This window comes from Streptomyces sp. NPDC020958, assembly GCF_055562175.1.
In genome coordinates this window covers 471,887-485,888 of sequence record NZ_JBVHFU010000004.1, presented here as the reverse complement: position 1 = coordinate 485,888, position 14,002 = coordinate 471,887, and the positions used below count along the sequence as shown (strand labels likewise).

Below are 14,002 nucleotides of genomic sequence, written 5' to 3'. Positions count from 1 at the left end.
AACTGCGCGACCAGCCCCCACCCACCCGCACCCGACGAACTACCCTCCCAACGCCCCCAACTGCTCAAGAAACCAAGCCGCAGGAGGCAACGCGGTCGCCGCGGCGGCCAGCCGCTTGCACCGCTCCGCCCGCTCCTCCACCCTCATCGTCAACGCCTCCTGCAACGCGGCCGCGGTCCCCCCGATGTCGTAGGGATTCACCACCACCGCGTCCTCGCCCAGCTCCTCGTACGCCCCCGCCTCCCGCGAGAGCACCAGCGCGCACCCCTCGTCCGACACCAACGGGATCTCCTTCGCGACCAGGTTCATGCCGTCCCGGATGGGGTTCACCAGGGCCACGTCGGCCAGCCGGTACGCCGCCAGCGAGCGCGCGAAGTCGTCCTTGACGTGCAGCACCACCGGGGTCCAGTCCGCCGTCCCGTACGCCGAGTTGATCTCGTCCGCGACCCGCTGCACCTCTGCCGTGTAGTCCCGGTAGACGGCGAGGTCCTGCCGCGAGGGGTAGGCGAACGCGACGTGCACCACCCGCTCCCGCCACTCGGGACGGTCGTCGAGCAGCTGCCGGTAGGCGAGCAGCCCGCGCACGATGTTCTTCGACAGCTCGGTCCGGTCGACCCGGACGATGGTCTTGCGGCCCTCCCCGATCTCCTCCCGGAGGGCCGCCATCCGCTCGTCCACGTCCCGCTCGTGCGCCCGCTTGCGCAGGAAGTCGGCGTCGGCGCCCAGGCCGTGCACCCCGATCCGGGTGTCCGACGAGGAGGGGATCCCCGGGCCCAGCACCGTGTGACAGCAGGCCACGAACGCGTCCGCCCAGCGGCGGGTCAGGAACGCCGCGTGGTCGGCGCCGAGGATCCCGCTCAGCAGCTCCGCCGCGATGTCGTCGGGGAGCAGCCGGAAGTAGTCCGGCGGTGCCCACGGGGTGTGCGAGAAGTGACCGATCCGCAGGTCGGGCCGCAGCTGCCGCAGCATCCGGGGCGCGAGCGCCAGGTGGTAGTCCTGGATCACCACCACCGCGCCGTCGCCCGCCTCCTCGGCCAGCGCCTCGGCGAACGCGCGGTTGTAGGCCCGGTACGACTCCCACTGGCGCCGGAACTCCGCGTCGAAGACCGGTTCCAGCGGGGTCTGGTAGAGCATGTGGTGGACGAACCACAGCACCGAGTTCGCGATGCCGTTGTACGCGTCCGAGAACACGCCCGGTTCGATGTCGAGCATCCGGACCCGCTGGCCCCCGGTGTCCGCCTCCGGCAGCAGGCCGCCCCCGGCCCGCCGGACCGCCTCGCGGTCACCGTCGCTCAGCGCGGCGCACACCCACACCGCGTTCGCGTCCGGCCCGATGGCCGAGAGCCCCGAGACCAGCCCGCCGCCGCCGCGTTTGGCACGCAGGGCGCGGTCCGCGTCGTCAGGGTGCACCTCGTACGAAACCGGGCCGCGGTTGGACGCGACCAGCACCTCTGCACTGCCGGTGGAAGCCATGGGGGAAGCCATACGCCTCAACCTAGCCCGGCTTGTAAACGCTCAAACGTACGGCCACGCCCGACGGGCGAACGTGTACCAGGTCAGGCCACCCGGCGGTCGGCGTACTCCGCGATCTCCACCATCGGCGGGCGTTCCTCCGTGTCCACGGAGTAGGTGCGGGGTTCGAAGCCGTCCTCGCCGCGTTCGAACTGGGTCAGGGACGGGCGGATCAGATGGCCGCGGGCCAGCCGCAGCTGGGCCGTGCGGTAGATCGCGGCGGACATCCGGCCGAGGGCCTGGCCGTCCTGGTGGCGGTGCTTGCGCACCCCGACGTCCACCTGGGCGAGCGCGTCCAGGCCGACCAGGTGCAGGGCGTCCACCAGCATGCCCAGCTCCACGCCGTAGCCGACCGGGAAGGGGAGCTGCTCCAGCAGGGTGCGGCGGGCCGCGTACTCGCCGCCGAGCGGCTGCACGAACCCGGCCAGCTGCGGCCAGTGCATGTTCAGCAGGGGGCGGGCCATCAGCTCGGTGACCCGGCCGCCCTGGCCCGCCGCGCCGGCGAGCGGGCGGTCGTACATCGCCTTGACCAGGTGCACGTCCGGGTCGGTCAGCAGCGGGCCGACGATGCCGGTGACGAAGTCGGAGGAGAAGTCCTTCAGGTCGGCGTCGACGAAGCAGATGACGTCCCCGCCGGTGACGAGCAGGGAGCGCCACAGGACCTCGCCCTTGCCGGGGACGGCGGGGATGCGGGGGAGGATCGTGTCACGGTGGACGACCCGGGCGCCCGCCGCCGCGGCCACCGCCGCCGTGCGGTCGGTGGAGCCCGAGTCGACGACCACGATCTCGTCGACGAGCGGCACCTGCCGCATCAGGTCGTGACGGATGACCGCGACGATGTCGCCGACCGTCTCCTCCTCGTTGAGCGCGGGCAGCACGACGGAGACGGACTGACCGGTGCGCTGCTTGGCGGCGAGTATCCGGTGCAGCGGACGGTCGGTCACGGACCAGGAGCGGGTGGCCAGCCAGCGCTCGGCTTCTTCCAGCACAGTCAGCGGCTCCTCACTGTCACGGTCACACTGCGGGGTGTGATCCATCTCGCGGTACGGACGACTATCTCAACTGTCCTGGCCTTCGGTTACAGTCTTGAACAACGCGCGTGACCATCGCATGTCCTGGGGTCACCGTGCGTTGACAACCGAATACAGCTCATCCAGAGGGGCAGAGGGAAACGGCCCGATGAAGCCCCGGCAACCCTCCAGCCGGTCTCGTGTTCACAGCGAGGCTCCCGGCTAGGGAAGGTGCCAAATCCGTCTCACGGCGAGATGCGCCGTGAGGAAGATGAGGAGAAAGGGCCTCGCCTCACATGGCTGCGCAGACTGTTGCAACCGCTTCCCCGAAGACCGTGGACCTCGGCCCCGCCGCCGCGCTGTCCTGCCGCGAGTGCGGCCACCGCGTGCCGCTCGGCCCGGTGTTCGCCTGCGAGGAGTGTTTCGGCCCGCTGGAGATCGCGTACGACTTCTCGGGCTACGACACCGAGGAGCTCCGCAAGCGGATCGAGGCGGGACCCGCGAACATCTGGCGCTACGCGCCGCTGCTGCCCGTCCCCGCGGACGTGGCGACCAAGCCGAACATCAACCCGGGCTGGACCAAGCTCGTCCAGGCCGACAACCTGGCCAAGGAGCTCGGCGTCACCGGCGGGCTGTACGTGAAGGACGACTCGGGCAACCCGACGCACTCCTTCAAGGACCGCGTCGTCGCCCAGGCCGTCGAGGCCGCCCGTGCCTTCGGCTACACCACGCTCTCCTGCTCCTCCACCGGCAACCTGGCCGGTGCCGTCGGCGCCGCCGCGGCCCGGGCCGGCTTCCGCTCCTGCGTGTTCATCCCGCACGACCTGGAGCAGGGCAAGGTCGTCATGGCCGCGATCTACGGCGGCGAGCTCGTCGGCATCGAGGGCAACTACGACGACGTGAACCGTTTCTGCTCCGAGCTGATCGGCGACCCGGCCGGCGAGGGCTGGGGCTTCGTCAACGTCAACCTGCGGCCGTACTACGCCGAGGGCTCCAAGACGCTCGCGTACGAGATCTGCGAGCAGCTCGGCTGGCGGCTCCCGGACCAGCTGGTCGTCCCGATCGCCTCCGGCTCCCAGCTCACGAAGATCGACAAGGGGCTGCAGGAGCTGATCAAGCTCGGGCTCGTCGAGGACAAGCCGTACAAGATCTTCGGTGCGCAGGCGGAGGGCTGCTCGCCGGTGTCGACCGCCTACAAGGCGGGTCACGACGTGGTCCGGCCGCAGAAGCCGAACACCATCGCCAAGTCCCTCGCCATCGGCAACCCGGCCGACGGCCCGTACGTCCTCGACATCGCGCGGCGCACCGGCGGCGCGGTGGAGGACGTCGACGACGAGCAGGTCGTCGACGCCATCAAGCTGCTCGCGCGGACCGAGGGCATCTTCGCGGAGACCGCGGGCGGGGTGACGGTCGGCGTCACCAGGAAGCTCATCGAGAACGGGCTCATCGATCCGGCGAAGTCGATCGTCGTCCTCAACACGGGTGACGGACTGAAGACACTGGACGCGGTCGCGGGTACGGGACTCACCGCGACCATCCGCCCGAATCTCGAGTCTTTCCACGAGGCCGGGCTCGCCTGAGCCGACCGCACAGAACCAGGGCGTTGCCCGGACCGGAGGTCTAGACAGTGAGCGTCACCGTTCGCATCCCCACCATCCTGCGTACCTACACCGGCGGCCGGGCCGAGGTCGCCGCGGAAGGCGCCAACCTCGGCGAGGTCATCGCCGACCTGGAGAAGAACCACACCGGGATCGCCGCCCGCGTTCTCGACGACCAGGGCAAGCTGCGCCGGTTCGTCAATGTGTACGTCAATGACGACGACGTGCGATTCGAGCAGGGCCTGGAGACGGTCACGCCGGACGGCGCCGGCGTCTCCATCATCCCGGCCGTCGCCGGTGGCTGAGCCGCCGACCCGCCTGACGTGATGGCCGAATGACCGAACATTACCTTCGGTAACAGGAATCACGGGTTGTGAATGGGATTGCCCCCTCCGCGAGAGAAGCGGAGGGGGCAATTCTGTGTGGTTGAGCGCGGTACAGTTGGGGAACACGGTCCCGATCACCGGGGCGCGGGCCCTGTTATTGGATACCGCTGGCCTGCCAAGAAGTAGCCAAAGTGTGCCGGTCATATGCGGCTTTCGTGGCTTTTATGGGGCCCGACTTGCCCTGAATTCAACCGAATTCTCGCTACATTCCGGACCCTTCCCGCCCAGAATTCTCGTCCGATTGACCTGTTGCAGACGGCAGTTGGACAGATACATTCAGCCGCGGTCGACGCGTTCCGGCGCACGCCCCCAACCAATGGGGGGTGAGGTCTGACCCGGATCCGCGAAGTGTGGATCTGTGCAAGGGCCAGTAATAGGGGAGTTAGGCATGGCTCAGGGCACCGTCAAATGGTTCAACGCGGAGAAGGGGTACGGCTTCATCGCGGTCGACGGTGGTGCGGACGTGTTCGTCCACTACAGCGCGATTCAGATGGACGGCTACCGCACCCTGGAAGAGGGCCAGCGGGTCGAGTTCGAGATCTCGCAGGGTCAGAAGGGCCCGCAGGCCGACATGGTTCGCGTCACCGCCTGAAACGGCACACACGAGGAAGGGCCCGCTCCCGTCAGGGGGCGGGCCCTTCGCCGTGTCCCGGAGGGCGCCGGTCCGGGCCCCGGAGGGCGCCGCCCGGGTGTTCGCGGGCGGCTGAGCGCGCCGCCCGATACCCGGGAGGCGCTTGCACTCGCCTAGGCCGAGTGCTAATCATTGCGTTAGCACTCTGAAGGTGAGAGTGACAAAGAAGGACCGGGTCGGTGAGGCCCGCAGGCCGGGTGGGGCAAGGAACCCACGGGTCGGCGAGCCGTCCGTCGCGGGCGCGGGCGCGGTCCTCGAAGACTCACCCCCAGTCCTGGAGGGACCACTTCACATGGCCAAGATCATCGCGTTCGACGAGGAGGCGCGGCGCGGCCTCGAGCGCGGCATGAACCAGCTCGCGGACGCCGTCAAGGTGACGCTCGGCCCCAAGGGCCGCAACGTCGTCCTCGAGAAGAAGTGGGGCGCCCCCACGATCACCAACGATGGTGTCTCCATCGCCAAGGAGATCGAGCTCGAGGACCCGTACGAGAAGATTGGCGCCGAGCTGGTCAAGGAAGTCGCCAAGAAGACGGACGACGTCGCCGGTGACGGTACGACCACCGCGACCGTTCTCGCCCAGGCCCTGGTCAAGGAGGGTCTGCGCAACGTAGCCGCCGGCGCCAACCCGATGGCCCTCAAGCGCGGTATCGAGAAGGCCGTCGAGGCCGTCTCCGGTGCCCTCCTCGAGCAGGCCAAGGATGTCGAGACGAAGGAGCAGATCGCCTCCACGGCCTCCATCTCCGCCGCCGACACCCAGATCGGCGAGCTCATCGCCGAGGCGATGGACAAGGTCGGCAAGGAAGGCGTCATCACCGTCGAGGAGTCCCAGACCTTCGGTCTGGAGCTGGAGCTCACCGAGGGTATGCGCTTCGACAAGGGCTACATCTCGGCGTACTTCGCCACCGACATGGAGCGGATGGAGGCGTCCCTCGACGACCCGTACATCCTGATCGCCAACTCCAAGATCGGCTCCGTCAAGGACCTGCTCCCGCTCCTGGAGAAGGTCATGCAGTCGGGCAAGCCGCTGCTGATCATCGCCGAGGACGTCGAGGGCGAGGCCCTGTCGACCCTGGTCGTCAACAAGATCCGCGGCACCTTCAAGTCCGTCGCCGTCAAGGCCCCGGGCTTCGGCGACCGCCGCAAGGCGATGCTGAACGACATCGCCATCCTCACCGGCGGCGAGGTCATCTCCGAGGAGGTCGGTCTCAAGCTCGAGAACACGACCCTCGACCTGCTGGGCCGCGCCCGCAAGGTCGTCATCACCAAGGACGAGACCACCATCGTCGACGGCGCCGGCTCCACCGAGCAGGTGCAGGGCCGGGTCAACCAGATCCGCGCCGAGATCGAGCAGTCCGACTCGGACTACGACCGCGAGAAGCTCCAGGAGCGCCTGGCCAAGCTCGCCGGTGGCGTCGCCGTCATCAAGGCCGGTGCCGCGACCGAGGTCGAGCTCAAGGAGCGCAAGCACCGCATCGAGGACGCCGTGCGCAACGCGAAGGCGGCCGTCGAGGAGGGCATCGTCGCCGGTGGTGGCGTGGCCCTGCTGCAGGCCTCCCAGGTCTTCGAGAAGCTGGAGCTGGAGGGTGACGAGGCGACCGGCGCGCAGGCCGTGAAGCTCGCCCTGGAGGCCCCGCTCAAGCAGATCGCCGTCAACGCCGGCCTCGAGGGTGGCGTCGTGGTGGAGAAGGTCCGCAACCTCACCCCGGGTCACGGCCTGAACGCCGCGACCGGTGAGTACGTCGACCTGGTCGCCGAGGGCATCATCGACCCGGCGAAGGTGACGCGTTCCGCCCTGCAGAACGCCGCCTCCATCGCCGCGCTGTTCCTCACCACCGAGGCCGTCATCGCCGACAAGCCGGAGAAGGCCGCCGCGGCCGCCCCGGGCGGCATGCCGGGCGGTGACATGGACTTCTGAGCCTGACGGCTCGGCAGCTCCCGCACAGCGCCGAGGGCGGTACCCCCTGTTCGCCAGGGGGTACCGCCCTTCGCCGTACCCGGGCCCGGCCCAGGCCCCCGACGGGCGGGGAGCGGGCCCCGTTCGGCGGGGCGTTCGGCGGGCGGGGGCTGGTGCGTCCGGCCGCGGGGCGGGGGTGCCGTGCTCGGGCGGTCGCTGCCGCGGCGGACGGCGCGGCGGGGTGCCTCCTGGCCGGAGGCTGGGGGAGGCCGGTGACCGACGAGTGTGCCGCGGGCGGTCCCGGCAGTCCTCAACGGGCGAGGAACGGGCCCAGTGCCGCGGTGAGTTCGGTGGGTGCGTCCAGTGCGATCAGGTGCGCGGCGGTGGGGAACTCGACCAGGGTGGCGCCGGGGATCCCGGCGGCGTAGCGGCGCGCGATGTCCTGGAAGTCGGTGACGTCGAGCCTGCCGATCCCCACCAGGGTGGGCACGCGGATGCCGGCGAGGTCGCCGGCCGTGGGCCCCTGGGAGTACTCGCCCACCACGTCCTGGTTCACCAGCGACGTGCGCAGCGGTTCGCGGAGCCGGTCGGCCAGTCCGTCGGCGACGTCGTCCCAGCCACGGGCCGGCCCGCGCAGCCACATGTCCAGGTTCACCCGGACGGCGGTGTCCAGGTCGCCCGCGGCCAGCGCCGCCGTCTCGGCCTCGTCGTACGTGATCATCTGCGCGGACCAGTCGTACCCCGGCCACGGCGGGGCGAGCAGCGCCAGCGAGTGCACCCGGTCCGGGTGGGTGAGCGTGAAGTCCACGGCCACCCGGCCGCCCCAGGAGGCGCCCACCAGCCGGACCCGGTCGAGGCCGAGGTGGTCCAGGAGGCGGCGTAGGTCGTCGCTCTCGCCGAACGGTCCGCTCGGCGGCGCGGACGCGCCGAAGCCGCGCAGGTCGTACCGGACGACCGTGTGCCGTTCGGCGAGGGCGGGTGCGACCGCGTCCCACATGCGGTGATCCGCCACGCCGGCGTGCACGAGTACGACGGGCGGTCCGTCACCGGTGACGGAGTAGGAGAGGTGACCGAGCTCGTCGGCGAGTGTCTGCATCCGCAGATGCTCGCAGCGCCCCGGTGCGGGCCGCCACCCGATAAGGGACGCGAGGCACCCCCGCCGGGGCCGTGGCGGGGGTCACACGGCTTCGGTGCCGGGAGCGGGAATGCGCGCGGGCGGACGGATCGTTGTGCACGACGCGCACTCGATGCGCGTGCACATACCACCCGGTCGACGAGCCGGACCGTACGACCTCGGGTGCCCGGCCTCGGGTACCCGCCCCACTCACGAGGAGCCCCCCACGTGACCGTCACCACGCCCCCCGCCTCCCGCGCGGCGGAGATCCTCTCCCGCCCCATCGTCCTGAACGGGCTCACGGTCCCCAACCGGATCGTGATGGCGCCCATGACCCGCCAGTTCAGCCCCGGCGGCATCCCCGGCGAGGACGTGGTCTCGTACTACGCCCGCCGGGCCGCCGCCGGTGTCGGTCTGATCGTCACCGAGGGGACGTACGTCGGCCACGACTCGGCCGGCGACAGCAGCCGTGTCCCGCGGTTCCACGGCGAGGAGCAGCTGGCGGGCTGGGCGAAGGTCGCCGAGGGCGTGCACGCGGCCGGCGGCACGATCGTCCCGCAGCTGTGGCACATCGGCATGGTCCGCAAGCAGGGCCGGCCGCCGTTCGCGGACGCCCCCGCCGTCGGCCCCTCGGGCATCCGCCTGGACGGCACCGAGGGCGAGGGCAAGGAGATGACCCGGCAGGACCTGGACGACGTGATCGCCGCGTTCGCCGAGGCCGCGGCCGCCGCCGAGCGCATCGGCTTCGACGGGGTCGAGCTGCACGGCGCCCACGGCTACCTGCTCGACCAGTTCCTGTGGGCGGGCACCAACCGCCGTGCCGACGCGTACGGCGGCGACCTGGTGGCCCGTACGAAGTTCGCCGCCGAGATCGTCGCCGCGGTCCGCGCGTCGGTCTCCGCCACCTTCCCGGTCATCTTCCGCTTCTCGCAGTGGAAGTCCGACAACTACGACGCCCGCCTCGCCGAGACCCCCGAGGAGCTGGAGGCGATCCTCACGCCGCTGGCCGCCGCCGGCGTCGACGTCTTCCACGCCTCCACCCGGCGCTACTGGCTCCCCGAGTTCGAGGGCTCCGACCTCAACCTGGCCGGCTGGACCAAGAAGCTCACCGGCAGGCCCACCATCACCGTCGGCTCGGTCGGCCTCGACGGCGACTTCATCAAGGGCTTCATGGGCGAGGGCTCCGAGGTCAGGGGCATCGACGACCTCCTCGACAGCCTGGAGCGCGAGGAGTACGACATGGTCGCCGTCGGCCGCGCCCTCCTCCAGGACCCCGAGTGGGCGTCGAAGGTCCTCGCCGGCAGGACGGACGAGCTGAAGCCGTACGACGCGGCGGCCCTGAAGTCGCTGAGCTGAGCTGAGCTGCTTCCGAGCCGAGCCGGGCGGGTCGGCGGGCGGAGACGTGTGTGATCACCGGAACACGGTCATGACCAGCGCGTCCTCTCCCTGCACCGGCAGGGAGAGGACGCCGAGGACCAGGGCGCAGGTCCGCGCCGTCTCCGCCCCCAGGCGCCGCCGCGCCCAGCCCCAGCCGCCGACGGCGGCGAGCGCCGACAGCAGCACCAGCCCGGCCCGGACGCCGCGTGCCCCGCGCGTCTCGGGCCGCCCGACCCGCATCCCGCCAGCACGCCGAACGTGACCAGGAGCGAGACACGCGACTGCACTGGCCGCGGACACCGGCACTTACCCGTGGTGCCGTGCGTTCCACCGGTGACCAGCAGCCGCCGAGGTGAGAGCGAGCGACCATGACCGCCAGTGAAACCCGGACGCCGGCCCCCGCGGCCGCCGAGGGACCCGTCGTGCGGACGGCCGCCGGTGCCGTGCGCGGACTTTGGGAGGACGGACTGGCGGTCTTCCGGGGCATCCCGTTCGCCGAACCCCCGGTGGGGGAGGCACGATTCGCGGCACCCCGGCCGGTCCACCCGTGGGACGGCACCCGCGAGGCGTACGCCTTCGGGCCGCCGCCCCCGCAGGACCTGGGCATCCAGGGGCGCACGGGCGTACTGGAGGCCCCCGAGGGCGACGACTGGCTGACGGTGAACGTGTGGACGCCCGACCCGGACCCGGCCGCCCGCCGCCCGGTGATGGTGTGGATCTACGGCGGCGCGTACAAGCTGGGCCACTCCGGCAGCCCCGGCTATGACGCGCAGCGCATCGCCCGCGAGGGCGACGTCGTCGTGGTCACCCTCAACTACCGCGTCGGCATGGAGGGTTTCGCCCACATCGAGGGAGCGCCCGCGAACCGCGGCCTGCTGGACCAGGTGGCGGCCCTGGAGTGGGTACGGGAGAACGTCACGGCGTTCGGCGGCGACCCCGGCCAGGTCACGCTCTTCGGCGAGTCCGCGGGCGCCGGGTCGGTGGCCTCGCTCCTCACCATGCCGAGGGCGCGCGGCCTGTTCCGGCGGGCGATCGCGCAGAGCGTCCCGGGCACCTTCTTCTCCGCCGAGCTGGCCGAGGACATCGGCAGGGCCCTCGCGGCCGAGGCCGGCCTGCGCCCCACGGTGGCCGACCTGGCGACGACCGACCCGCGCCGGCTGCCGGAGGCCGGACAGGCGCTGGGCGCCAAGATGGCCCAGTACGTGGACCGTTGGGGCCGGATCGCGCCGACGGTCACCCCGTTCTCCCCGGTGGTCGACGGGGACGTGCTGCCCAGCACCCCCTGGGAGGCACTCGCCTCCGGCGCCGCCCGCGACGTGGACCTGCTCGTCGGCCACAACCGCGACGAGTTCCGCCTCTTCCTCGTCCTGGCCGGCATGCACGGCAGGATCACGGAGGAGCAGGCGACCGGCGCGCTGCGCCTGTTCGGACCGGGCGGCGAGGCGGGCGAGCAGGCCTACCGCGCGGCCCACCCCGACGCGTCACCCACCGCGCTGTACGAACAGGTGCAGACGGACTGGCTGTTCGCGATGCCGTCCCTGCGCCTCGCGGAGGCCCAGACCACGGGCGGCGGCCGGGCCCACCTCTACGAACTGACCTGGGGCGCCCCCGGCAGCGGCGGGGTCCTGGGCGCCTGCCACGGACTGGACATCCCCCTCCTCTTCGGCACCTTCGACGCGGACCTCGCCCAGCTCCTCTGGGCGGGCGCCGACGTCACCGCCGAGGCCCAGACCCTCTCCACCCGCTTCCGCACCGCGTGGACGGCGTTCGCGAGGACCGGGGACCCGGGCTGGCCGGCGTACGACACCCGGACCCGCGCCACCCAGCTCATGGACGCGACCCCGACGGCCACGGCGTACCCGGAGGAGCGGACGAGGCAGCTCTGGGAGGGGTACGAGTTCACCCCGTCCCCCCTGCTCGGCTGACCCGCGCCGGCCGTCGGCCGGGGGTCAGAGGTTGCCGAGGGGTTCGACGTCGACGTGGACGGGGTTGCCCCACACCCGCACCACCTCGTAGTCGGTGAACTCGTGCACCAGCCGGTAGGCCATCGCGGGCCGGGACCCGCGGCGCTGGGCGGCGATGTACAGCTCGGCCTCCCGCCGGTCGCGCCGGGGGGTGCCGCACAGCTGCCACTCCCGCCCGTTCCACGCCTCCGGCAGCCAGCGCTGCTGCGGCTGCGGCCGGTCGGCGCGCACCCCGTACCGGGACATGGACGGCCCCGCGGCCTCTCCCGCCCCGGCGGGCCGGGGCCCACCGGCGAACTCCGACCGCCGCGCGGCCCGCCGCCGCGTCTCGCACAGCAGGCACAGATCGGGGGCGCTCTTGTCCACGGGGCCCTGCGGGTGCTCGGGGCACCGGGTGGTGGGGGCGGCGGCGCCGACGCTCTCCTCCAGCAGGTCGAGAGCGCGCCGCAGATCGTCCTTGACCTCGTACAGCTTGGCATCGGGCGTGTCGCCGGTCAGCGCGTCCCCGTGCTCCCCGAGCACGCGAAGGGCCCGGCCGAGGGCGGTGAGCTGGGCGTGGTTCATGGGAACCAGGGTTGCACAGGGCGCTGACAACACCGCCGGAGCGTCTGGACGCTCGAGCCTCGGGAACCCTTCTCACGTCGCCCAGTAGTCGCGCTCGGGCAGTGCGACCCAGTGGTCCGGTGGGCCGATGACCGCGCGGGCGTTCGTGGGGCGCAGGCCGGTGCGGGCGAGGCAGTAGGCCACGGCCTTGTACTGGTACAGGTACGAGAGCAGGACCTCCTCCGGGCTGTCCTCGGCGTCCGGGCCGCCGCCGGGGTGCAGGTCCCAGCCCTCGCAGACGCCGTCGCGGTGGATGCTGCCCTGGTTGCCGCTCTTGGGGTTGGCGTAGAGGCCGTAGGAGACGGTGCCCGAGGAGAGGCGGGCATGGAGTCCGGGCATGGACGGGCCGTATCCCCAGGGCTGGGTGAGTACACAGCCGCCTGGCACGGTCGTCACGCCGACCAGCAGCAGGGTGTCGTCGAGCTCGTACTCGTACGGGTCCTCCAGCAGGTCTTCCATGAATTGGGCGTCGGCCGGCACCGCCTCCAGGCGACGTATCGCCTCCTCGGCGTCGATCCCTGCGACGCAGGCCAGCCCCAGGCCCTCGTAGGGGAACTCCCCCAGCGCCGCGAGAAGCCTCCGGCTCTCCTCCGCCCTGGCGCGCTCGGTGTCCGTCAGAGGGGACACGCCCGCGGCCGGTGTGAACAGGTCCGGCTCCGGCCCGGCCAGACTCAGGCGTGCCGGAGTCCAGCCGCCGAACCCCGTCCACAGCGGGTCGGCCCCGGCGGCGGCGAGTGCTCGCGCGTTCTCGGTACGACCCGCGAGCACCGCGTCCCACAAGGCGGTTGTGTCATTCTCCAGCGCGTCCACGTCGGCGACTCGGCGGGCCAGTTCGGCGACGACCTCGGGTGAGCCGAAAACCGCCGCGCGGTGCAGGGGCCGTGAGCCTCCGACACCCCACCTCTCCGGATCGGCCCCGGCATCGAGCCTCCGCCTCACGTCCGCGTGGTCAAGCCAGCCCCGGTAGTCCATACCGGCCCAGGCCCCGTCATCCCGCCCCGTCATCCCGCGCCCCCTCCAGCCCGGCTGATCTCTGTGACCCCACCCTCGCAGACGCCACTGACAACGGCCGTCGATCGCCTCCCCGGAGTCACTTCGTCACCGGGCGCTCTCCTTCACGTCCGCCACGAAGGCCGACCAGGCAGCCGGCAGTATGCGCCGTCAAGCTGCCGGATGGGCGACAAAGGTGACTTCCTCGCGATCGCCGTCCAGGGCGATGTTGAGTGAGGCGTCCAGGGCCAGGGCCAGGCGCCGCAGCAAGGGGAGCGTCGGTACGGTGTCGGCGCCTTCCAGGCGGGAGATCTTCGCCTGGGTGAGCCCGGCGCGTTCGGCGAGGCCGGCCTGGGACAATCCCAACTCCTTGCGGCGCTCGTACACGGCTTGAGCGAAGGCCATGGCCAGTCGGATCTCCGCGCGCTCGGCGGCAACTTCGGGGGCCTCGGCGGGCCCCAGGGCCAGTTCCTTCTCGCGCGCCAACTTCCAGCGGGAGTGGTTCATCACGCGTCTCCTTCCTCGGCGCGGCTGTACGTCACGTGGGCCGGACCGTGCTCGTCGGCGCACACCTTACGGGCGGCCACCGAACGGGCGACCTGGTCCGCTTCGTGTATGCGGGTCTTGCGGGAGACGGTGAGGAGGACGATGCGCCGCCCAGGCGCGAACCAGTACGTGATCCGTGTGCTCACACCGCCCAGCGTGGGGCGCAGCTCGTACACCCCGTCCTCCAGAGGGCGGTCGAACGGCATGGGTGTCCGAGGCCCGAGGGTGGACAGCAAGTCGGCGTACTCCGCCACTTTGCGGTGCTGTTTGCCGGGGAGGAGCTCCAGCCGACTGCGCACCTCGGGCTCCAGCTCGATCGCGTACAAGTCAGCCATGTGGCGGACCGTATTATGTCGCCAACAGCATATCGCTGCTCG

At 71.4% G+C, this 14,002-nt stretch carries 14 protein-coding genes and 1 riboswitch; of the genes, 6 read left to right on the top strand and 8 right to left on the bottom strand.

Annotated features, from left to right (window positions below; all coding sequences use genetic code 11):
- Window positions 1-39: 39 nt before the first annotated feature.
- On the bottom strand, window positions 40-1,473 hold the full coding sequence (locus ACZ3KP_RS16075) for an alpha,alpha-trehalose-phosphate synthase (UDP-forming) (protein WP_467500286.1): 1,434 nt from the start codon (window positions 1,471-1,473) through the stop codon (window positions 40-42).
- A gap of 83 nt (window positions 1,474-1,556) precedes the next feature.
- Window positions 1,557-2,501: a glucosyl-3-phosphoglycerate synthase gene (locus ACZ3KP_RS16070; protein WP_467499977.1), complete on the bottom strand. Its 945-nt coding sequence runs from the start codon at window positions 2,499-2,501 to the stop codon at window positions 1,557-1,559.
- A gap of 157 nt (window positions 2,502-2,658) precedes the next feature.
- Window positions 2,659-2,800, top strand: a riboswitch (SAM riboswitch).
- Window positions 2,801-2,818: 18 nt separating this feature from the next.
- Between ACZ3KP_RS16070 and thrC the strand changes: the two genes are divergently transcribed.
- From thrC to groL, 4 genes are all read left to right on the top strand, one after another.
- Window positions 2,819-4,102: a threonine synthase gene (thrC, locus tag ACZ3KP_RS16065; RefSeq protein ID WP_358974354.1), complete on the top strand. Its 1,284-nt coding sequence runs from the start codon at window positions 2,819-2,821 to the stop codon at window positions 4,100-4,102.
- Between the two features lie 47 nt (window positions 4,103-4,149).
- A complete protein-coding gene (locus ACZ3KP_RS16060) occupies window positions 4,150-4,425 on the top strand; it encodes a MoaD/ThiS family protein (protein ID WP_132892004.1) in 276 nt (91 codons plus the stop codon).
- Between the two features lie 469 nt (window positions 4,426-4,894).
- Window positions 4,895-5,098 carry a cold-shock protein gene (locus ACZ3KP_RS16055; protein ID WP_004986573.1) on the top strand — a complete coding sequence of 68 codons (204 nt, stop codon included), beginning with the start codon at window positions 4,895-4,897 and terminating at the stop codon, window positions 5,096-5,098.
- A 331-nt stretch (window positions 5,099-5,429) separates the two neighbouring features.
- Complete coding sequence (gene groL, locus ACZ3KP_RS16050) at window positions 5,430-7,052, top strand: chaperonin GroEL (protein WP_046730948.1); 1,623 nt, start codon at window positions 5,430-5,432, stop codon at window positions 7,050-7,052.
- A 289-nt stretch (window positions 7,053-7,341) separates the two neighbouring features.
- On the opposite strand, the gene ACZ3KP_RS16045 is transcribed toward groL, so the two are convergent.
- Window positions 7,342-8,127 carry an alpha/beta fold hydrolase gene (locus tag ACZ3KP_RS16045; RefSeq protein WP_467499974.1) on the bottom strand — a complete coding sequence of 262 codons (786 nt, stop codon included), beginning with the start codon at window positions 8,125-8,127 and terminating at the stop codon, window positions 7,342-7,344.
- A gap of 246 nt (window positions 8,128-8,373) precedes the next feature.
- On the opposite strand from ACZ3KP_RS16045, the gene ACZ3KP_RS16040 reads away from it, so the two are divergent.
- Complete coding sequence (locus tag ACZ3KP_RS16040; RefSeq protein ID WP_467499972.1) at window positions 8,374-9,501, top strand: NADH:flavin oxidoreductase; 1,128 nt, start codon at window positions 8,374-8,376, stop codon at window positions 9,499-9,501.
- 54 nt (window positions 9,502-9,555) lie between these two features.
- Here ACZ3KP_RS16040 and ACZ3KP_RS16035 read toward each other — a convergent pair whose 3' ends face one another.
- Window positions 9,556-9,762, bottom strand: coding sequence for a hypothetical protein (locus ACZ3KP_RS16035; protein WP_467499970.1), 207 nt, complete (start codon window positions 9,760-9,762; stop codon window positions 9,556-9,558).
- Between the two features lie 128 nt (window positions 9,763-9,890).
- Here ACZ3KP_RS16035 and ACZ3KP_RS16030 point away from each other — a divergent pair, with 128 nt between their 5' ends.
- Entirely contained in the window at window positions 9,891-11,447 is a 1,557-nt protein-coding gene (locus ACZ3KP_RS16030) for a carboxylesterase/lipase family protein (protein WP_467499968.1), read from the top strand.
- A 24-nt stretch (window positions 11,448-11,471) separates the two neighbouring features.
- Here ACZ3KP_RS16030 and ACZ3KP_RS16025 read toward each other — a convergent pair whose 3' ends face one another.
- The 4 genes from ACZ3KP_RS16025 to ACZ3KP_RS16010 all read right to left on the bottom strand — a co-directional run bounded on the left by ACZ3KP_RS16025 (window position 11,472) and on the right by ACZ3KP_RS16010 (window position 13,960).
- Window positions 11,472-12,050: a hypothetical protein gene (locus tag ACZ3KP_RS16025; protein WP_467499966.1), complete on the bottom strand. Its 579-nt coding sequence runs from the start codon at window positions 12,048-12,050 to the stop codon at window positions 11,472-11,474.
- A 72-nt stretch (window positions 12,051-12,122) separates the two neighbouring features.
- Window positions 12,123-13,094, bottom strand: coding sequence for an ankyrin repeat domain-containing protein (locus ACZ3KP_RS16020; RefSeq protein WP_467499964.1), 972 nt, complete (start codon window positions 13,092-13,094; stop codon window positions 12,123-12,125).
- Between the two features lie 156 nt (window positions 13,095-13,250).
- The gene (locus tag ACZ3KP_RS16015) at window positions 13,251-13,586 is read right to left on the bottom strand and encodes a helix-turn-helix domain-containing protein (RefSeq protein WP_467500285.1); all 336 of its coding nucleotides are present in this window, start codon (window positions 13,584-13,586) and stop codon (window positions 13,251-13,253) included.
- Entirely contained in the window at window positions 13,586-13,960 is a 375-nt protein-coding gene (locus ACZ3KP_RS16010; RefSeq protein ID WP_467499962.1) for a type II toxin-antitoxin system RelE/ParE family toxin, read from the bottom strand. The genes ACZ3KP_RS16015 and ACZ3KP_RS16010 overlap by 1 nt, the downstream gene beginning before the upstream one ends.
- Window positions 13,961-14,002: the final 42 nt, after the last annotated feature.